We start from the raw sequence: 19,518 nt of genomic DNA, 5'->3' as shown, positions 1-19,518 counted from the left end.
CGCATGCAAAAAGGCACAGGCTGTGGTCCAACCCGCTCCAGGAGCCAATAGGACCAGCAGAATCGTGAAAATGAAGCGCGCTTTCGCGTCATTGTCGCCCCGAAAACGCCAATCCCGGCCGATTCTGCTCCCAAAATTCCGAAAACATTGATGATGTGTAATGAGGCAGCAGCGGTTTAATTCAAAGGCAGTCACGCGGGGATCAACCGATGCGTAGGTTTTCGGCGATTGCCGGCAGCGGCATTTTCCTGGTTGCGGCTCCCGGAGTGGTCGCCGGGCTGGTTCCCTGGCTGCTCAGCGATCGCTGGGGCCTGCCATGGTCGATGGTACCCGGCCTTGTCCTCGCCGGCGGCGTGCTCATCGTCGCCGCTGCCGCCGTGCTGCTGCATGCCTTCGCCCGCTTCGCGCTGGAAGGGCTGGGCACGCCCGCCCCCGTCGCACCGACCGAAAGGCTGGTGATCGGCGGCATTTACCGCCATGTCCGCAATCCCATGTATGTCGCCGTGCTGTCGATCATTCTCGGCCAGGCGCTGTTGTTCTCGAGCTGGTCGATCGCCGCCTATGCGGCAATCGCGGCGGCAGCCATGATCACCTTCGTCAAGCTCTATGAGGAGCCGACGCTCGCCGGCCGCTATGGCGCCGAATACGAAGCCTACCGCCGCAACGTGCCGGGCTGGCTGCCGCGGATTAGGCCCTGGAAAGGATAGGCTCGCGGAGCTGACCTTGGATCAGAAGGACCAGCTTCTGGCCTTGGCGATGATGAAGTCGCGGAACACGTGCAGCTTGGCCTGGTTCTTCATCGCGTCGGGATAGGCGAAATAGGTGTCGAAGGACGGCACCTCGGTTTCCGGCAGCAGCTGCACCAGGCCGGAATCCTTGCTGATCACATAGTCCGGTAGCATGGCGATGCCGGCGCCGCCCTGCACGGCGCGCTTGATCGACAGGATGTCATTGATCTGCAGTGTCGGCACGCGCCGGCCGCTCTCGAAATCACCGACCGTCTCCAGCCAGTTCAACTCCGACAGATGCGACGGCACCGGCAGGCCGAAGGTGACGATGCGATGGCTTCTCAACTCTGCGATCGAGCCCGGCTTGCCATACTTGGCGACATAGGACGGGGCGGCGTAGAGGTGGAAATGCACGGTGAACAGGCGGCGCTGGATCAGGTCCGGCTGCTGCGGCTGGCGCAGCCGGATGGCGCAATCGGCCTGGCGCATGGTGAGGTCGAGCTCCTCATTGGCGAGGATCAGCTGCAGGCTGATTTCGGGATAGAGTTCGATGAACTCCTGCACCCGCTCGGTCAGCCAGCCGGCGCCGAGGCCGACGGTCGTCGTTACCCTGAGCACGCCTGACGGCCGGTCCTTGGTCTCGGTCAGCCGCGACTTGATGGTTTCCAGCTTCATCAGCACGTCATGCGCCGTGCGGAACAGCATCTCGCCCTGTTCGGTCAGCACCAGGCCGCGTGCATGGCGGTTGAACAGCGGCACGCCGACATCATGTTCAAGCGCGCTGACCTGCCTCGATATCGCCGATTGCGACAGATGCAGGGTCTCGGCCGCATGCGTAAACGATCCCGCTTCCGCCGCAGCGTGAAACACGCGTAGCTTGTCCCAGTCCAACGCCATGATTTCCCCTCGTTACGGTTGGCGTCTGAATGAAAAATCGGGCTTTTACACGGCGTTTCCAAGCCGTTTTTTCAACAGTCTTGCGAGCCGCCTATTCCGCTGCCTCGCGATGCACCTCGATGCCGGCCAGATACTTTTCCGCCTCGAGCGCGGCCATGCAGCCCAGCCCCGCCGCCGTCACCGCCTGGCGGTAGATATCGTCGGTAACGTCGCCGGCGGCGAACACGCCAGGCACGTCGGTGCGCGTCGAATCCGGCGCTGTCCACAGATAGCCGTTCGGCTTCTGCTTCAGCTTGCCGGCGAACAGCTCGACCGCGGGCGCATGGCCGATGGCCACGAAGACGCCGTCGATCTTGAGATGGCTCTCGGCGCCGGTCACGGCATGCCTGAGCTTCAGCCCTTCGACCGAAGGCGGCAGCGGTGCCTTGCCCGGACGCCCGGTGATCTCGTCGACGATCGTGTCCCAGATAACGCGGACATTGTCCTTCTTCAACAGCCGCTCGCGCAGGATGCGCTCGGCACGGAAGTCCGAGCGCCTGTGGATGACGGTGACACTCTTGGCGAGGTTGGACAGATAGAGCGCCTCCTCCACCGCCGAATTGCCGCCACCGACCACCGCGACATCCTTGCCGCGATAGAAGAAGCCGTCGCAGGTGGCGCAGGCGGAAACGCCGAAGCCCATGAAGTCCTGCTCGGTCGGAATGCCCAGCCACTTGGCCTGCGCGCCGGTGGCGATGATCAGCGCATCGGCCGTGTAGGTCGTGCCGGAATCGCCCTTGGCGCGGAACGGCCGCACATTGAGGTCTACCTCGGTGATGATGTCGTTGATGATGTCGGTGCCGACATGCTCGGCCTGCTTGAGCATCTGCTCCATCAGCCACGGCCCCTGGATCGGATCGGCGAAGCCGGGATAGTTTTCGACATCCGTGGTGATCATCAGCTGCCCGCCCTGCTGCAGACCGGCGACGAGCATCGGCTTCAGCATCGCACGCGCGGCATAGACCGCCGCCGTATAGCCGGCCGGACCGGAACCGATGATGAGAACGGGCGCATGCTTGGTGATCATTTGGAGCCTCTGCGGGGCGGACACGAGTGTGCCAAAGACGTGGAAATATCGCGCTTAATGTAAGGGCTGCCAGCCACGCCAGCAAGACGAACGCGCCGTCGTCCCCGGAAAGCTTCGACCCATGCGGATATTCGCGCGTCGAGCGCTTTCGTTACCTCCCCTAAAATCGCGTCGACGAGGGCTGGCTTCGACACAAAAGTCGTTTAATTACAAAATCGCGAAAGATTCTTGCGCCACACTGATCATCGAGAACCCAATGCCGCTCAAGGCCGACCTCGACGCCATCGACTGGAAGATCCTGCGTGAGCTTCAGTCGGACGGGCGCATGACCAATGTCGAGCTCTCGAACCGCGTCGGTATTTCGGCCCCGCCCTGCCTGCGCCGGGTCAAGCGGCTGGAGGAGGCAGGCATCATCCGTGGCTATCGCGCGCTGCTCAACGCGCCGGCGCTCGGCCTCGATGTCGTCGCCTTTTGCCTGGTCGGGCTGCATCACCAGGCAGATGCCGAACTGCGCATCTTCGCCGAGCGCACGCGCGGCTGGCCGATCGTACGCGACGCCTGGATGGTGTCGGGCGAGTCCGACTTCCTGCTGCATTGCGTGGCAAGCGACCTCGGCGCCTTCCAGACCTTCGTCATCGAGGAACTGACCTCGACGCCGAACGTCGATACCGTGCGCACCGCGCTCACCATTCGCCGGGTCAAGGACGAAGGCCTGGTCTCGTTCGAGCGCTCCTGAGTCTGGGTGAGCGCCCGTGCGCCGACGAATTCCCGACGTTCGCCACACCGGTGCCGCGTTGGTGTTCGAAAGACGCTGATATACAAGGCTGAACAGCTCTGCCGGATTTCACTGCTTGACTGGGCGCTTGACTGGTTTCTCAAGCAATTCCAGGAAAAATGTGTAACGGTTTTCCGCCCGGAATTGCTTGAGAACAGATGGCACGAGCAACATGAATTCCGGGAGAATCCGCCATGGGAAGGGGACCATGACCCGTTTTGCAAGCCCGGTCTCGGCGCTCATCATCTGCGTGAACGAAGCCGATATGATCGGCCCGTGCCTGGAAAGCATCGATTTCTGTGCCGAGATCATCGTCGTCGATTCCGGTTCGACGGATGGTACCGTCGAATGCGTTGAAAGCTATATCGCCAAGGGCTATCCGATAACGCTGCTGCACAATGACTGGCCGGGGTTCCCCCGCCAGCGGCAATTCGCGCTCGACCGTGCCAACCAGCCCTGGTGCCTCTCGATCGACCCGGACGAGCGTGTCGACGACCGGTTGCGGCAGTCGATCGTGGCCATCACCCAGGCGGCCGGCGGCAAGGCCAGCGGATGGTACATGCGCCGCCGCGACTGGCTGAAAGGCTACGGTTATGCCCATCGCTGGGTGCTGCACAACAGGCTGCTCAGGCTTTTCCGCCGCGAAGGCGCCGCCATGGATCTCACCGCGCGGGTCCATGAATCCGTTCGCGTGCCGGGCGAGACCGACACGATCGAAGAGGGTGTCTTGCTGCATCGCCGTGAAATATCGGTTGAGGAGGATCTTGCCCGGGCCAACGCCTATTCCAGCCTCAAGGCGGTGACGCTGGTCGAGAAAGGCAAGAAGCCCGGCCTGGTGCGGCTGGTGCTGTCGCCGTTCGGCAACTTCCTCAAATTCTACCTGGCCAAGCGCTACTTCCTGTGCGGCCGCCATGGCTTCGTCTACTCGATGTCGGTGATGATCTATTCCTTCGCCACCGAGGCCAAGCTCTACGAAGCCTCGGAGCGCAACGACCAGGCGTAAGCCCTACGATCCGAGTGCGTCGATGGCAGCGAGCAGGCTGCCGAGATCGTGGTCGTCATGCAAGCGCCTGATGGCGAAGCCAGGCTGAAGTGCCGCCTCACCGTCAACCAGCCAGCCCTGTGCCAGGCCCGCGCGTTGGCCCGCCTGCATGTCGGCCAGCTTGTCGCCGACCATCAGGGAGCGCCGGAGATCGAGATCAAGGCGCCTGCCCGCCTCGATCAGCATGCCCGGATTGGGCTTGCGCATCGGATGGTCCACCATGGCGAGCGGCCCGACGCCCGCCTCGTGATAGGCGCAGGCCAGCACCATGTCGACGGACACCCCCTGCCCGTCCAGCAGCTCCAGCACGCGGCCGTTGACCGCCGCGAAAACGTCCCAGCCGAAATAGCCGCGCGCGATGCCCGACTGGTTGGTCACAACAACGACCGGGATTCCGGCCCGGTTGGCGGCGGCGATCGCCGGCAGCATCTGAGGCCTCAACTCGATCTCGGCCGGATCGCTGGGATAGTCGGTATCGACATTGATGGTGCCGTCGCGGTCCAGGAACAGCGCCGGTGAGCGCGCCGGGAAAACGCTGTCGCCGACCTCCTCCACCCACAGGCCCGGTTCGATCAGTGGGTGCGGCGTCCCGATCCTGTCAGCCATTCGACAGGCGCGCTTCGACCACTTCGCACAGATGGTGATAGAGGCACAGATGCCCCTGCTGGATGATCGGCGTCGAGGTCGAAGGCACGTTGAGCAGGATGTCGCAGAGCGGCTTGAGCTTGCCGCCGCTCTCGCCGGTCAGGCCGATCACGGTCATGTCCATCATGCGCGCCTGTTCCGCGGCGGCCAGAATGCTCGGCGAATTGCCGCTGGTCGAGATCGCCAGCAGCACGCCGCCGGCCGAGCCATGCGCTTCGACCTGGCGCGAAAACACCGTGTCGAAACCATAATCATTGCCCCAGGCGGTCAGCACCGCGGCATTGGCCGGCAGCGCGATGACATTGTAGGCCTTGCGCTCCTTGAGGAAGCGCCCGACCAGTTCGCCGGCGATGTGAATGGCGTCGCTGGCCGAGCCGCCATTGCCGGCGATCAGGAAGGCCTTGCCCGACGAAAGCGCCGTCACGACGGCGCGCGCCGCCCGCTCCATCTCGCCGGTCAGGTCGCGCTCGACCATAGCTGATATGGCGGCCGCCGAGCGGACCAGATAATCGTTCAGTTCAGACATGAAACCCTCAATTGGTGCTGCCGCCCGCGCGCATTTTGCCGATGGTGCTGGTGGTGCTCTTGCCGGCGACGAGATCGACCAGCACGACGCGCCCGCCCGCCTTCTGCACCACATCGGCACCGACCACGGTGTCGATCGTGTAGTCGGCGCCCTTGACCAGTATGTCGGGCAGAAGCGCTTCGATCAGCGCCAGCGGCGTGTCCTCCTCGAACACCACCACGGCGTCGACCGAGGCGAGCGCGGCGAGTACGCAGGCGCGATCATGCTGATCGTTGACCGGGCGGCCCGGCCCTTTCAGTCGGCGCACGGAAGCATCGCTGTTGAGGCCTAGCACCAGCCGGTCGCACTGGCTGCGCGCCGCGTGCAGCAGGCTGACATGGCCGGCATGCAGGATGTCGAAACAGCCATTGGTGAAGCCGACGCTCAGACCCTCCGCCTTCCATGCCGCCACCATACGCGCGGCCGAGGCGGCGTCGAGGATGGCGTCCTTGTGCGCGGTCGGACCATGCGAGCGGAACAGCGCACCGGCGAGTTCCTCGACGCTCAGCCGCGCGGTGCCGCGCTTGCCCACCACGACGCCGCCGGCGGCGTTGGCGATGGAGGCCGCGGCGACAGGATCGGCGCCGGCGGCAAGCGCCAGCGCGAAGGTCGCGATCACCGTGTCGCCGGCGCCCGAAACGTCGAACACCTCGCGCGCCTGGGTGGCGATGTGGCGTGCCTCATCGGGGCCGACCACGCTCATGCCCTTTTCGCTGCGTGTGGCGACGACGAAGTCGAAGCCGTGCGCCGAAATCAGTTCCCGCGCCGCCGCAACGATCTCGTCATCGGCGAACACCGCATGGCCGACGGCCTCGCCAAGCTCCTTGCGGTTGGGCGTGACGGCGGTCGCACCCGCATAGCGCGCATAGTCGCGGCCCTTCGGGTCGACCAGCACCGGCTTTCCCGCCTCGCGGCAGACGGCGATCAGTTCGGCGGCGACGCCGTCCAGCAATATGCCCTTGCCGTAATCGGACAAGATGACGATGTCCGCCTGTTTCAATGCGTCCCGGAAACGGCGGGTCAGCTCCGCCCGTTCCGCCTCGCCGAGCGGCTTGATCTCTTCTTCGTCGAAACGCAGCACCTGCTGGTTGAGCGCGCTGAAGCGGCTCTTCGACGAGGTCATGCGGCCGCGCTGCTGCACAAGCCCAGCCGTGTCGGCGCCGAGCTCGCCCAGCATCCGCGCCAGGCTGTCGCCGGCGGCATCGGCGCCGATCACCGAGACCGGAATGGCGCGCGCGCCAAGCGAGACGATGTTGGCCACGACATTGCCGGCGCCGCCCATCGCCGAAGTCTCGCCGCGCCCGTGCAGCACCGGGATCGGCGCTTCCGGCGAAATCCGCTCGATGACGCCATTGATGAAGCGGTCGAGGATGATGTCGCCGACCACCAGCACGGCGACGTCGCCGAAGCGCGCGATGGCGCGGTGCAGGGGCTCGGGAGAAGGCGGATTGTGATTGATCATGTCATCTGCCACGCGCGGGAAACGCCGATCTCAGATAGGTCGAAACAGCAGATTTGCGAGGCCGGCCGGTCATGCCTGCCGATATACCGCAATTCGGCACAGCGCAACGCCGGGGTGGAGGCAAACCCTGACAGGTCAGGTTTTCTGCAGGGCGACGTGGACGCCGAGCCCGACCAGTACCGCGCCGCCGGCCCGCTGCATCAGGCGCTGCGCCCGGCTCGAACGCCGCAGCCGGCCGATCACCAGGCCGGCCAGGAACACGCAGACGATGTCGGCCGAGGAGAACATCAGGTTGACTGTCGTGCCCAACACCACGAACTGCAGCCAGACCGGCAAGGTCGCCGAGGCATCAATGAACTGCGGCAGGAACGCCATGAAGAAGATCGCGGTCTTGGGATTGAGCACCTCGACGGTGATGCTCTCGAAAAACGCCCGGCGGGCCGATTTGCGCTCGATCGCCGGCAGCGCCACGTCGCCCTCGACGCGCTTGCGAAACAGCGAAATGCCGAGCCAGATGAGGTAAAGCGCGCCGACCAGCTTGACCGCCATGTAGAGAGGCGGCACGGCATGGAACAGCACGGACAGGCCGGCGGCAGCGGCAAAGACATGCACATAGCCGCCGAGATGGATGCCAAGTGCCGCCGTCAGCCCCGACCAGCGCCCCCGCGCCATGGTCTGCGCGGCGGCGTAAAGCATGGCGGGACCCGGAATGTAGGCGAAGATCGCCGTGGTGGCGAAGAACGCGATCAGCAGTTCGGTCGACGGCATTTTTTGTCCCCTGTGATCCCGTCGGCGGCGAACCGACAAAAGCGGCAGCTTTGCGGCGCCACTGTGACGCCTGTCTCGCCGCCAGGCAATCGCTGAGATTTCGCTCCATCACCTTCTTACAGGCATTGGCGCTGCCCCTCATCGCCCTGCTGGGCACTTCTCCCGTATAGTGACGGGCAGAGGATGCCGGCAGGCAGGTGAGGGGCGGCGCCAAGTTCGGTGCTCTACATCACGGCTATGCCACCTGCTTTGTCGACAGCCCGATCAGCCTCCCTTATAAGGACCGGAATCGCACGCAACCAGAGGCCTTCATGATCATCGTCACGGGCGGCGCCGGCATGATCGGCTCCAACATCGTCGCCGCGCTCAACGCCGAAGGCCATGACGACATCCTGGTCGTCGACGACCTCACCGACGGTCACAAGATCGCCAACTTGGCCGATTTGACGATAGCCGACTATCTCGACAAGGACGATTTCCTGGCCCGCATGGAGGCCGGCTCGCTCGGCCGCATCGAGGCGGTCTTCCACCAGGGCGCCTGCTCGACCACCACCGAGTGGAACGGCAGGTTCATGATGGAGGTGAATTACGCCTATTCGAAACGGCTGCTGCATGCCTGCCAGGCGTTGCGCGTGCCCTTCCTCTACGCCTCCTCCGCTTCGGTCTATGGCGGCGGCGCCGAATTTCGCGAGGAGCCGGCGCTGGAACGGCCGCTCAACGTCTACGCCTATTCCAAGAAACTCTTCGACGATTATGTCAGGCGCACGATCTTCGACAGCGATCATTCGCAGGTCGCGGGGCTGCGCTACTTCAATGTCTATGGCCCGCGCGAGGCGCATAAGGGGGCCATGGCCTCGGTCGCCTTCCATCTGTTCAACCAGGTCGAGCGCGGCGAAAATCCGAAACTGTTCGGCGCTTATGATGGTTTCGGGCCGGGCGAACAGAGCCGCGACTTCATCCATGTCGGGGACGTCGCCGACGTCAATCTATGGCTATGGAAGCGTGGCGCGAGCGGCATCTTCAACTGCGGCACCGGCCGCGCCCAGCCGTTCCGGGCCATCGCCGAAACGGTCATCGACACGCTAGGCAAGGGCGAGATCGAGTTCATACCCTTCCCCGACCATCTCAAGGGCAGCTACCAGAGTTTTACCCAGGCTGATATGTCCCGCTTGCGCGCGGCCGGCTATAACGGGCAATTCCGCACAGTAGAAACCGGCGTCAGAGACTATGTCGAATGGCTGAAAGCCCAACGATCCTCGTGATCGGCCCACGCTGGGTGGGCGATATGGTGATGGCGCAGTGCCTGTTCTCGGCGCTGAAGGAACTCCATCCCAACGCCGCGATCGATGTGCTGGCGCCGGCCTGGGCGGCACCACTGGTCAAGCGCATGCCCGAAATCCGCCAGCAGATCGATTTTCCGCTGCAGCCCGGCGCGCTCGAATTCAGCCATCGCCGCCGCTTCGGCCGCCTGCTGCGCGGCCGCTACGACATGGCCTACGTCCTGCCGGGCAGTTGGAAGTCGGCGCTGATCCCGTTCTTTGCCCGCATTCCGCGCCGTTTCGGCAATCTGCGCGAAATGCGCTACGGTCTGCTGACCGACATCGTGCCGCTGCCCGATGCCGTGAAACGGCGCACCGCTCAGGCCTATTTCGGGCTTGCCCAGGGCGGCCGTTTCCGCGCGCCCCGGCTAGCCGTGGAGCCGAAAAACCAGGCCGCCCTGCTCGACCGTTTCGATCTGGCGCCGCGGGAATTCGTGGCCCTCATGCCCGGCGCCGAGTTCGGTCCGGCCAAGCGCTGGCCAAGTGAAAGCTATGCCGGCCTTGCCCGCGAATTCATGGGCAAAGGCTTTAAGGTCGCCCTGTTCGGTTCGAAGAACGACCGCGATGTGACGGCGGAGATCGCAGCCCTTGCCCCCGGTGTCGTCGACCTCGCCGGCCAGACGCGGCTGGAGGACGCCATCGACCTGATCGCCGCGGCAAGGCTCGCGGTCTCCAATGACAGCGGGCTGATGCATGTCGCGGCCGCCGTCGGCACCCCGATCGTTGCCGTCTACGGCTCGACCTCGCCTGAAAATACACCGCCGCTGGCGGAGCGGCGCGAACTGATCTGGCTTGGCCTGTCCTGTTCGCCCTGCCACCGGAAAATCTGTCCGCTCGGCCACCTCAACTGCCTGAAGACATTGGAAGTCCGGCAAGTCGCCGCGGCGGCCGACCGGCTGCTGGAACTTCCGGCCGCTGCATGAAGGTGCTGATCGTCAAGACCTCGTCGATGGGCGATGTCATCCACACCTTTCCGGCACTCGAGGATGCCCGCCGCGCACGGCCCGATATCGCTTTCGACTGGTGCGTGGAGGAGGCGTTTGCCGGCATTGTCGCCCTGCATCCGGCGATCGGCACCATCCACACGGTGGCGATAAGGCGCTGGCGCAAGAACCTTTTCGACACATACACCTGGCGCGAGGCGGCGGCCTTGCGCCGAACTTTGCGCGAATGCCGCTACGATCTCGTCATCGATGCGCAAGGCCTGCTGAAGTCGGCCCTGGTGGCAAGGCAGGCGCGTGCGCCGATCGCCGGATTCGACCGGCCGAGCGCGCGCGAACCCTCGGCCACGCTGTTCTACGACATCGCCTACGCCGTGCCGCGCAAGCTGCACGCCATCGAGCGGACAAGGCGGCTGTTCGGGCTGGCGCTCGGCTATCGGCCCGATCTTTCGACGCTCGACTCCGGCATCGTTGCGCCGGCGGGCACGATCGCGGCCAGCGACGGCAAAACCGCCTTCCTGCTGCACGGCACCAGCCGTGAGGACAAGAAATGGCCGGTCGAGGACTGGATCGAAACCGCCCGCCTGCTGGTCGAGCGCGGCATGACGCCGATCACCACCTGGTCGAACGAACGTGAGAAGGCGGTGGCCGAAGCGATCGCCAAGGCCGTGCCATCCACGGTCGTGCTGCCGAAGTCGCCGCTGGCCGACGTCGCCGCCATCCTCGGCCACTCGACGCTGGTCATCGGCGCCGATACGGGATTGACCCACCTCGCCAGCGCCTTCGGCCTGCCGACGGTGGCGGTATTTTTAGCGACGGAGCCGGGTTTGACCGGGCCGCGTGGGCAATATGCGTCGACGCTGCTGGCAGCGCCCGGCGCGCGCGTGACGCCGGCGGAGGCAATGGCGGAAGCGGAGAGGCTGATGGCTCTCAAAACCCAGGCTAAGATGTAGGATCTTCGCGGGGGCCAGATTGCGAGCGACGCGTCAGGAGGGTTTATGCCGAGGTTTCAGATGCAAATCGAGACTGCACATCCGATCCTCTTCCTCTCCGGCTCCGCGCCGAATGTGTCGATTCCAGACAATGCGCGCCGGGCATTCGTCTCGGCAACGAGCGACTGCCTTTACTTCGGCGTGTTATCCTTCGTCGATGGAGCGACCGTCGTAACCGTCACAGATCAGAACTGTGAGAGTGGCGGGACGAAACTGTTTAGCGGCTCGATCAATATCCCAAGCGGAGTGGCCACCTTGAGCGACAGCAGCTCATTTCGCTATGTGAACATACCGGTCCCGTCGGGACCGGTATCAATCGAAATTTGGGCTGACGACGACAAAAATCCGGATTGGGTCTGGGTCAAGCTTGGGGCAATCCGGAACTGTTGAGCAGCTTTCCTCTCGGAAGCTTACTGATCTACGTCCTAGATAAACTGCACCCGAACGATCTCGTACCCGCGTGCACCACCCGGCGCGTTGACCTCGATGGCGTCGCCGACTTCCTTGCCGATCAGCGCACGCGCGATCGGCGAAGAAATCGAGATGCGGCCGGATTTCACGTCGGCTTCCTGGTCGCCGACGATCTGGTAGGTCTTCTTTTCCTCGGTGTCCTCGTCGACCAGCACCACGGTGGCGCCGAACTTGACCTTGTCGCCGCTGAGCTTGGTGACGTCGATCACCTCGGCGCGCGCGATATAATCTTCGAGTTCGTTGACGCGGCCCTCATTGAGGCTCTGCGCCTCTTTCGCTGCATGATATTCGGCATTCTCGGACAGGTCGCCATGCGAGCGCGCCTCGGAGATCGCCTCGATGATGCGCGGCCGCTCTTCCTGCTGGCGCCAGCGCAGTTCTTCCTTCAATGACGCGAACCCCTCGCCTGTCATCGGGACCTTGTTCATAGTGCCTGACCTTTCCTGCCGCCGCCCCCGCGTTTCGGGGGAAGCCTTGTCGTTGGGTACAAAAAGAAAACGGTCCGGCAGCCTCGGGCTAACGGAACCGTTTCACCGCAATTTCCCTGAATATAGCAATCTTTGCGGGCTTTTCACGCTCAAAAATCGGTTTTGTTAAAATCATCCCTTCTTTTGTCAGCCAAGTGGCTGGCGAACAAAAAACGGCCGCGATCGCTCGCGGCCGCTTCGAGAAACCATGGAGGCCCGATCAGCTTCTCATGAAATGTTCGATCTGCTCGGACAGCATGCCGTATTCGCGCGAACCCTTGCCGGCGCGCTTTTCGATCTCGGTCAGCTGCTGCTGGGCGCCGGCCAGGTCGCCGATCTGCAGATGTGCCTCGCCGAGATATTCGCGCACCAGCGTGTAATTCGGGTCGATGCGCAGCGCTTCCTCGTAATAGCCGAGGCCGACGGTGACGCGGCCGGAATGGCGGTGCGAGTAGCCGAGATAGTTGAGGATGCGCGGATCCTGCTTGTTGGCGGCAAGAACGAGAACCGAGATCGCCTCGTCATAGCGGCCGGCCATCGCCAGCGCATGGCCCGCATCATAGATGCTGTCGTCGTCCAGCATGCCTTCCTTGGGCGGCACGCATTTCTGCTTCTTCTTGTCCCAGACCTCGCCCTTTTTGCACTGGGTGACAGTCTGGTCGCTGCCACCGCTGCTGCCGGCGGCAAACGCCGGCACGGCAAGGAACTGCAGGGCGACAAGCGCGCTCGCCGCCTGGATCAGCACTCTTTTATGCATGGAAAACCTCCTGAGGGTGTGACAATGCAACACTAACGCCGAGCGGTCCGCGTTTCATCCCGGAAAAGCCCGTCTGGAGAACATGAGGTGACGGATGCCGCAAATCCGGTATCATCGCCCTCGAATGAGACTGAGCCACGGAGAGGGCCCGTGCAGCGGCGGCTTGAAAAGGACTGGGATCTCACGATCGGCCCCGACACCGTGCGGCTGTTCATTCTCAAGGCCAAGGCGCTGAGTGCGGCCGTCAACGAGGACTATGCCGACGGCGCCGAACACGAGGTCGAGTTCGACGGCGACGGGCATGACAACCACCACCATGACGGCCTTGCCGAGGAAAGCTCGGAAAACCTCACCGAGGAAGAGCTGCGCGAGCTGATCAACGACCTCAATGTCGACGAGGCCGCGGAGCTGATCGCGCTGGCCTGGGTCGGCCGCGGCGACTACGACGCTTCGGAATGGGCCGAGGCGGTGACCGCGGCGCGCGAGCGGGCCAACAAGCGCACGGCTAAATACCTGCTCGGCATGCCGCTGCTCGCCGACTTGCTGGAAGAGGGACTGGAAGCGATCGGCGCGTAACGCAGAGGTAACCGATTGTGATCGGGTCGAAGCGCCTGTCCAGGCAACTTCCAGCCGACCGGCGCCGTTTGTGGGTGATGGCAAAGCTGAGCTTTTCCCGTAATTGCAGGATTGCATTGGCCATGGCCTTCACGGCTCTGCTGGTCATGCCGGCCGACGCCAAACATCGTTACAAACACCACAAGCCGCTGACCCCGCGCGTGGAGCAGCCGCTGACTCAGCGGGCCGATCAGCCGCTGAAACAGCGAGGCAAGCGGCAGTTGAGAGCGCGGGCCAGGCAGCATCTGACGCCAAATCCGGCACCGCTGAAAACGCAGGATCCTCGGCCATCCGCCGATGTTCCGGTGCCCGAGCCACGTCCGGCGGCCACTCCAAAGGTAGACGCTCCAAAGCCGCAAGATCAGAACACTGAAGGCCCAAAGAGCGGCGGAGCGCCCGATCTGCCCAAGGACGAAGAGGCCCATCGGAAAAGCCTGACACCACCCGAACCACCAGCCGAAACGGAAAGCGAGCCGGAGCCGCCAGCCGTGGTGCCAATACCGACGCCAAAGCCCGGCACCACGACGCCCGAGCCTCAGCCGCCGGCCGTCGCCCCGCAGCCGACGCCAAAACCGGCGGACGCGGGCGACGAGGAGAAGATGCTGCCCGATCCACGCTCGGCCGCTCTTCCCGCAGATAAGATGCCGGAGGAGGAAGTCGCCTGCCGCGAGCGCCTGAAGACGCTCGGGGTCGAATTCGAGGAGCACAAAGCCGAAAGCAACCCCGAAATCGGCTGCTCGATCCCCTATCCCATCGTGCTGAAGTCGCTTGGCAAGTCGATCGCCATTTCCCCCGGCGCCGAGCTCAACTGCCCGATGGCCGAGGCGGCGGCGCGTTTTGCCGCAGACGTGATCCAGCCGGCGGCAAAGGCCGAATTCGGCGCCGACCTGAAATCGATCGGCCAGGCGTCGGCCTTCGTCTGCCGGCCGCGCAACGGCACGCGCAAACTTTCGGAACATGCTTTCGGCAACGCGCTCGACATCGCCAGCTTTACCCTGTCCGACGGCAAGACGATCGAGGTCGGGCTGGCGCCGCCGGAAGAGGACGCCAAATTCCTCGACGCGGTGCGCAAGGCTGCCTGCGGCCCGTTCAAGACGGTGCTCGGCCCCGGCGCCGATGCCGACCACGCGCTGCATTTTCATCTCGACCTGGAGGCTCGCCGGCACGGCGGCACGTTCTGCCAATAAACGCGGCTGTTGCAGGCTGGCTGCCGCAATTCAGCCGCAGGCGTGAACGCGGGCGCTGAGTTTTCCTTTACCCTTGATCGTTAAAATGCCGGATATCCGGACCATGACCCCGAAAAGTGGAAACCGGTTTTCGCGAAAGATCATGGTCAGGCAAGGATAGAACCTGATCGTGATCAGGTTCGGGACAGGATTTCCGCCAATGGCCGGCACATTTCGCGCCGTTTTTCTCGCCGCCGCGTGCCAATTGAAACCTGCTGCATTGCTGGCCGCCAGCCTTGCACTGGCCGCGGTTTCGGCCTGCAACACCGGCAGCGTGCTGTCGTTGCAGCCTGCCGTCGATGTCGGCTCGCAGACCGCGGCCGTGCCGCAATATACGGGCCTGCAGAGACTAGTTCCGTCCAATCCCTATATGACGCAGGCCGCCTATCCGCGCATGGATGAGCCGATGTCGCCGCTCGAGCAGATGCCGGCCAGCGAAACCGATTGCCGCCAACAGCTGAAGCGCCTCGATGTCGCCTACACCGACCTGGCGCCGATACATGAGGGCCAGTGCGGCATCGACTATCCGGTCAAGGTCTCGGCCATCGGCAGCGTCCAGATGAAACCCGCAGCGACGCTGACCTGCGACATGGCCGCCACCTTCGCCGCCTGGACGAAGAACGAACTCGTTCCCTCAGCCCGCTGGCGTTACTTCTCCGGCGTCAAGACCATCCACCAGGGCTCGAGTTACTCCTGCCGTAACATCGCCGGTGAAGGCGTGCTGTCCGAGCACGGCAAGGGCAACGCGCTCGACGTCATGAGCATCGAACTCAACAATGGCGACGACATCGACGTGCGCAAGCCCGGCCTGTTCGCCTTCCGCACGCGAGGCTTCCTCAACAATGTGCGCGCCGACGGCTGCCAGTATTTCACCACGGTGCTTGGCCCCGGCTACAATTACGATCACCGCAACCATTTCCACTTCGACATCAAGAACCGCAAGAGCGGTTATCGCGCCTGCCGCTGATCGCACAGCCGAACTTCGTCATCACAGGTCTTCGCCCCATCGCTTCGCTGCGTGATGACGAAGACATGGTCACCGGTCATAAGAAAGACACCTGGCTCTACCCATAGGACTCTGGCCCCACCGGCGGAATCTGCTTAGACCCTGACGACATGGGGAGCAAATGAGCCAACAAAGCCTTCGACGACGCCTGACGATATGGCTTGCCGCGCTATTGGCCGCCTATGTGGCGCTCGCCTATGTCGCCGCGCCGGAATTCTGGACATTCCGTGACCGCGGCTTTCGCGACCAGCGCTTCGAGATGGTCACCCACACGCGGCAAGGCATTCCCGGCGACCCCATCAATGTCGGCCTGGTCGGTACGGAGAAGGAGTTGGTGCACGCTTTCGCTGTCGCCGGCTGGGACACCGCGGACGCCGTCACATTGAGGACCGCCATCGATATCGGCGAGAGCGTTCTGTTTTCCCGCCCCTATCCCGACGCACCGATGAGCCGCCTGCTGTTCGAGGGCCGCGCCCAGGAACTCGCTTTCGAAAAGCCGGTCGGCGACAGCGCCGACCGGCGCCACCACGTCCGCTTCTGGCAGACGGATACGGTCGGCGACGATGGAAGGCCGCTCTGGCTGGGTGCTGCCAGCTTCGACCGCGGCGTCGGCTTGAGCCATGACACGGGCGCCATCACCCATCATATCGGTCCCGACATCGATGCCGAACGCGACTTCATGATCGGCGATCTGAGTGCCTCCGGCCTGCTGCTCTCGACCAGCGACCTAGCGGGCATTGGCCCCACCAAGACCGGCCGCAATGGTGGCCGCGACCCTTATTTCACCGATGGCAAGGCGATCGTCGGCGTGCTGAAGCAATTGCCATGACCGGAGATCAGGTCGTGGCGATGACGATCTTGCCGAACGGCCCCTTCTCCAGATGCTCGAAGGCGCGCGGCACTTCGTCGAAACCAAAGACAGCGCTCTGCCGTTTCCGTCCATGCCATCTGGCCGGTGACACGCGCCTTGACGCCCAAGGTGCGGGTCGTTGTCGACGCGCTGGTCGCGCATTTCTCGTCGCCGCCCTGGGATGCCGCCTGATCGACCCGCATTTGCCGTCATCTTTCTAAAATGGTCGCCGACTATTTTCGAAAGCCGTGCGGCAATGCTATTGAGCCCTCATGCTATACGTTGAAATCGCCACCGTGGTCGTCCTCATCTGCGTGAACGGCCTTCTGTCGATGTCCGAACTCGCCATCGTCTCATCGCGGCCGGCTCGCCTGAAGGCGATGATCGACCGCAACGTCAAAGGCGCCGGCCGCGCTTTGGCGCTTGGCTCCAATCCCGGCAAATTCCTGTCCTCCGTGCAGATCGGCATCACGCTGGTCGGCGTGCTCTCGGGCGCCTTTTCCGGCGCCACGCTCGGCCAGAGGCTGGCGCAATCCCTGGCTTCGACAGGCGTCCGCGAGAACATCGCCGATCCGCTCGGCGTCGGCATCGTCGTGGCCATCATCACCTATGCCTCGCTGATCATCGGCGAACTGGTGCCCAAGCAGATCGCGCTGCGCGATCCCGAGCGGGTCGCGGTGCGCGCGGCGCCGGCAATGACCATCCTCGCCACCGTCTCGGCCCCTCTGGTCTTCCTGCTCGATATTTCGGGCCGTGCCCTGCTCTGGCTGCTTGGCCAGCACGGCGAAAGCGAGGAAAAGGTCACCGACGAGGAGATCAGGATGCTGGTCGCCGAGGCCGAGCATCACGGTACCATCGAATCCGACGAGCGGCGCATGATCGCCGGCGTCATGCGGCTTGGCGACCGCGCCGTGCGCGCCGTCATGTCGCCGCGCACCGATGTCGACTGGATCAACCTGCAGTCCGATGAAACCACGATCCGCAAGCTTCTGATGGACACCCAGCATTCGCGCCTGCCCGCCGGCGACGGCGGGGTGGACGCCATGATCGGCGTCATCCAGACGCGCGACGTGCTGGCCGCGCTGCTCGGTGGCCGCGCACTCGACCCGCGCAAGTATGTGCGCGCGGCTCCCATCGTGCACGACCAGGCCGATGCGCTCGATGTGCTGCAGAAGCTGAAGGAGAGCGACGTGCCGATGGCGCTGGTGCATGACGAATACGGCCACTTCGAGGGCATCGTCACCCCCGCCGACATTCTGGAAGCCATCACCGGCGTCTTCCGCTCGGACCTCGAGGCCGGCGAGGAAGAAAACGCCGTTCAGCGCGACGACGGCTCATGGCTGCTTGCCGGCTACATGCAGGCCGACGAGATGGCCGAGGTGCTGGGCATCGACCTGCCGGAAAACCGCGACTACGAGACCGTCGCCGGCTATGTGCTGTCGCACATGCACCATCTGCCGGCGACCGGCGAATGCGTCGATGCTCAGGGCTGGCGCTTCGAGGTGGTCGACCTCGACGGCCGCCGCATCGACAAGCTGATCGCCACCCGCCTGCCCAGCGGCCACCGCGAGGTGGCGCGCTGACGGTTCAAGTGTCCAAGGAGATCTACTGCTCCGCGAAAGCGCGCGCGAATGAATCGAGCATCGGCCGCGCGAGATACTCCAGGAAAGTCCGGTCGCCGGTGCTGATGAACGCCTCGACCGGCGTCCCGGGATAAAGTTGATCGCGCCTCACGCCGGGCGGCAGGTCGGCGGCAATCGTCAGCTTGGCGCGGAAATAGGGTTCACGCGAGGTCTGGTCGATGAGCCGATCCGCCGAAATCCGTGTCACGGTGGCTGAAACCTCTGGCGTGAGCCGCGAATTCAAGGCGGACAATCGCAGTTTCGCCGGCTGACCGACGCGGACCTGATCGATGTCCTTCGGCCGCAGTTTCGCGTCGACGACGAGGCCCGACGCGGTGGGCAGGATCTCCATGATCTTTTCGCCGGGGGCAATCACACTGCCCTTGGAATTGTAGGTCGACGACACCACAATGCCCGCTGCCGGCGCCTTGATGGTGGTTCGCCGCAGCACCGCCTCCGCCGCCCTGGTCTGTTCCTCGACGTCGGCCAGATTGGAGCGAACGTCGTCGAGTTTCGTCAGCGCCTCCTCGACGCGCTGCGTGGTCAGCCGCTCGGTCTGCTCCTGGGCTTCGACGATCTGGGTGTTGGCCGTCGCGAGATTGGCCTCCAGCGCCCCGGCCTGCCCGACGAGATCGGCCTCGCTGCGCAATAGCTGAGAGTATTCGGTCCGGTTGGTAAGGCCCCTGTCCAGCAAACTGGTCTTGATGCCGAGTTCTTTCTTGACGACTTCGGCTTGTTGCTGAATGGCCTGTTTCTGGGCCTGCAATCCCGTTACCGACTGCCGGTGCATGGCGACCCGTTGTGCCAGGATCGATTTTTCCGACCGGAACCGGGCGAGCCGGGCGTCGAATTCCTTCTGCTGCTCTCGAATCAGGATTTCGAAATCGTGCTGGAAAGGCGCGGGCGCCGCTTCGGCGATTGGCGCCAGCCTGTTCAATCCGTCGCGTTCCGCCTCCAGCCGCGCCGCGCTCGCCCTGAGCGCGATCGACTGTCTCGTCAGCCGGTTGAGTTCGGACTGCGCGGCCGTTGGATCCAGCACGATCAGATCCTGGCCCAGTTGCACGCGATCGCCTTCATGGACCAGCAACGCCTGGACGATACCGCCCTCGCGATGCTGGATCTGGATGTTGCCGCCGGTTGCCGAGATCGTGCCTTGCGTGATCACCGCTCCCGACAAGGGCGCGCTGACGGCCCAATAGCCGAAGCCGCCCGCCAGCAGCGCTATCGCGGCATAGCCGGTGAGCGCCACGCGTCTTATGTCGGTGCGAGGCTGGCTGTCCCAGGCGATGCTCTGTGTCGTCATC

22 protein-coding genes are annotated in these 19,518 nt (G+C 64.1%); 12 read left to right on the top strand and 10 right to left on the bottom strand.

The window, feature by feature from the left end; translation table 11 throughout:
* Positions 1-209: 209 nt before the first annotated feature.
* Complete coding sequence (locus FJ970_RS11605; protein ID WP_140759515.1) at positions 210-707, top strand: methyltransferase family protein; 498 nt, start codon at positions 210-212, stop codon at positions 705-707.
* Positions 708-728: 21 nt separating this feature from the next.
* On the opposite strand, the gene FJ970_RS11600 is transcribed toward FJ970_RS11605, so the two are convergent.
* Positions 729-1,625, bottom strand: coding sequence for a LysR family transcriptional regulator (locus FJ970_RS11600; protein WP_127873461.1), 897 nt, complete (start codon positions 1,623-1,625; stop codon positions 729-731).
* A 91-nt stretch (positions 1,626-1,716) separates the two neighbouring features.
* Positions 1,717-2,691 carry a thioredoxin-disulfide reductase gene (trxB, locus tag FJ970_RS11595; RefSeq protein WP_140759512.1) on the bottom strand — a complete coding sequence of 325 codons (975 nt, stop codon included), beginning with the start codon at positions 2,689-2,691 and terminating at the stop codon, positions 1,717-1,719.
* A gap of 256 nt (positions 2,692-2,947) precedes the next feature.
* Here trxB and FJ970_RS11590 point away from each other — a divergent pair, with 256 nt between their 5' ends.
* Positions 2,948-3,427, top strand: a complete 480-nt coding sequence (locus tag FJ970_RS11590; protein WP_023770207.1) for an Lrp/AsnC family transcriptional regulator — start codon at positions 2,948-2,950, stop codon at positions 3,425-3,427.
* A 247-nt stretch (positions 3,428-3,674) separates the two neighbouring features.
* The gene (locus FJ970_RS11585) at positions 3,675-4,469 is read left to right on the top strand and encodes a glycosyltransferase family 2 protein (protein ID WP_140759509.1); all 795 of its coding nucleotides are present in this window, start codon (positions 3,675-3,677) and stop codon (positions 4,467-4,469) included.
* Between the two features lie 3 nt (positions 4,470-4,472).
* Here the strand turns inward: FJ970_RS11585 and gmhB are convergent, their stop codons facing one another.
* The 4 genes from gmhB to FJ970_RS11565 all read right to left on the bottom strand — a co-directional run bounded on the left by gmhB (position 4,473) and on the right by FJ970_RS11565 (position 7,948).
* The gene (gmhB, locus tag FJ970_RS11580; RefSeq protein ID WP_140759506.1) at positions 4,473-5,114 is read right to left on the bottom strand and encodes a D-glycero-beta-D-manno-heptose 1,7-bisphosphate 7-phosphatase; all 642 of its coding nucleotides are present in this window, start codon (positions 5,112-5,114) and stop codon (positions 4,473-4,475) included.
* Complete coding sequence (locus tag FJ970_RS11575) at positions 5,107-5,679, bottom strand: SIS domain-containing protein (protein ID WP_140759503.1); 573 nt, start codon at positions 5,677-5,679, stop codon at positions 5,107-5,109. Before FJ970_RS11575 ends, gmhB begins: the two co-directional genes overlap by 8 nt.
* Before the next feature lie 7 nt (positions 5,680-5,686).
* Positions 5,687-7,180, bottom strand: coding sequence for a D-glycero-beta-D-manno-heptose-7-phosphate kinase (gene rfaE1 / locus FJ970_RS11570; protein ID WP_140759500.1), 1,494 nt, complete (start codon positions 7,178-7,180; stop codon positions 5,687-5,689).
* Between the two features lie 135 nt (positions 7,181-7,315).
* Positions 7,316-7,948, bottom strand: a complete 633-nt coding sequence (locus FJ970_RS11565) for a LysE family translocator (RefSeq protein WP_140759498.1) — start codon at positions 7,946-7,948, stop codon at positions 7,316-7,318.
* Between the two features lie 311 nt (positions 7,949-8,259).
* Between FJ970_RS11565 and rfaD the strand changes: the two genes are divergently transcribed.
* Genes rfaD through FJ970_RS11545 form a run of 4 tightly spaced genes read left to right on the top strand, consistent with a single transcriptional unit; the run spans position 8,260 to position 11,590 of the window.
* The gene (rfaD, locus tag FJ970_RS11560; RefSeq protein ID WP_140759495.1) at positions 8,260-9,210 is read left to right on the top strand and encodes an ADP-glyceromanno-heptose 6-epimerase; all 951 of its coding nucleotides are present in this window, start codon (positions 8,260-8,262) and stop codon (positions 9,208-9,210) included.
* Positions 9,183-10,190, top strand: a complete 1,008-nt coding sequence (waaF, locus tag FJ970_RS11555) for a lipopolysaccharide heptosyltransferase II (RefSeq protein ID WP_140759492.1) — start codon at positions 9,183-9,185, stop codon at positions 10,188-10,190. The genes rfaD and waaF overlap by 28 nt, the downstream gene beginning before the upstream one ends.
* Positions 10,187-11,161, top strand: coding sequence for a lipopolysaccharide heptosyltransferase I (gene waaC, locus FJ970_RS11550; protein ID WP_140759489.1), 975 nt, complete (start codon positions 10,187-10,189; stop codon positions 11,159-11,161). The genes waaF and waaC overlap by 4 nt, the downstream gene beginning before the upstream one ends.
* A 60-nt stretch (positions 11,162-11,221) precedes the next feature.
* Complete coding sequence (locus FJ970_RS11545) at positions 11,222-11,590, top strand: hypothetical protein (protein WP_140759486.1); 369 nt, start codon at positions 11,222-11,224, stop codon at positions 11,588-11,590.
* 35 nt (positions 11,591-11,625) lie between these two features.
* On the opposite strand, the gene greA is transcribed toward FJ970_RS11545, so the two are convergent.
* Positions 11,626-12,099, bottom strand: a complete 474-nt coding sequence (gene greA, locus FJ970_RS11540; RefSeq protein ID WP_140759483.1) for a transcription elongation factor GreA — start codon at positions 12,097-12,099, stop codon at positions 11,626-11,628.
* 259 nt (positions 12,100-12,358) lie between these two features.
* Positions 12,359-12,895: a tetratricopeptide repeat protein gene (locus FJ970_RS11535; protein WP_140759480.1), complete on the bottom strand. Its 537-nt coding sequence runs from the start codon at positions 12,893-12,895 to the stop codon at positions 12,359-12,361.
* Positions 12,896-13,045: 150 nt separating this feature from the next.
* Here FJ970_RS11535 and FJ970_RS11530 point away from each other — a divergent pair, with 150 nt between their 5' ends.
* The 4 genes from FJ970_RS11530 (at position 13,046) to FJ970_RS11515 (ending at position 16,571) form a co-directional block, all read left to right on the top strand.
* Positions 13,046-13,471 (top strand): DUF3775 domain-containing protein, encoded by a 426-nt coding sequence (locus tag FJ970_RS11530; protein WP_140759477.1) that lies wholly within the window; start codon positions 13,046-13,048, stop codon positions 13,469-13,471.
* Between the two features lie 200 nt (positions 13,472-13,671).
* Complete coding sequence (locus tag FJ970_RS11525) at positions 13,672-14,697, top strand: extensin family protein (RefSeq protein WP_181178653.1); 1,026 nt, start codon at positions 13,672-13,674, stop codon at positions 14,695-14,697.
* 199 nt (positions 14,698-14,896) lie between these two features.
* Positions 14,897-15,703, top strand: a complete 807-nt coding sequence (locus tag FJ970_RS11520; RefSeq protein ID WP_140759471.1) for an extensin family protein — start codon at positions 14,897-14,899, stop codon at positions 15,701-15,703.
* A gap of 160 nt (positions 15,704-15,863) precedes the next feature.
* Complete coding sequence (locus tag FJ970_RS11515) at positions 15,864-16,571, top strand: LssY C-terminal domain-containing protein (protein WP_140759468.1); 708 nt, start codon at positions 15,864-15,866, stop codon at positions 16,569-16,571.
* Between the two features lie 7 nt (positions 16,572-16,578).
* Here FJ970_RS11515 and FJ970_RS33585 read toward each other — a convergent pair whose 3' ends face one another.
* Positions 16,579-16,704 carry a hypothetical protein gene (locus FJ970_RS33585; protein WP_265336222.1) on the bottom strand — a complete coding sequence of 42 codons (126 nt, stop codon included), beginning with the start codon at positions 16,702-16,704 and terminating at the stop codon, positions 16,579-16,581.
* Positions 16,705-16,864: 160 nt separating this feature from the next.
* On the opposite strand from FJ970_RS33585, the gene FJ970_RS11510 reads away from it, so the two are divergent.
* Positions 16,865-18,175 (top strand): hemolysin family protein, encoded by a 1,311-nt coding sequence (locus tag FJ970_RS11510; protein WP_140759465.1) that lies wholly within the window; start codon positions 16,865-16,867, stop codon positions 18,173-18,175.
* A gap of 22 nt (positions 18,176-18,197) precedes the next feature.
* Here the strand turns inward: FJ970_RS11510 and FJ970_RS11505 are convergent, their stop codons facing one another.
* Positions 18,198-19,517 carry an HlyD family type I secretion periplasmic adaptor subunit gene (locus tag FJ970_RS11505; RefSeq protein WP_140759462.1) on the bottom strand — a complete coding sequence of 440 codons (1,320 nt, stop codon included), beginning with the start codon at positions 19,515-19,517 and terminating at the stop codon, positions 18,198-18,200.
* Position 19,518: the final 1 nt, after the last annotated feature.

Origin of the sequence: Mesorhizobium sp. B2-1-8, assembly GCF_006442545.2 — a bacterium.
Taxonomy (GTDB): domain Bacteria; phylum Pseudomonadota; class Alphaproteobacteria; order Rhizobiales; family Rhizobiaceae; genus Mesorhizobium.
The sequence above is the reverse complement of the archived record's forward strand: the minus strand, read 5'-3'. Positions and strand labels throughout refer to the sequence as shown.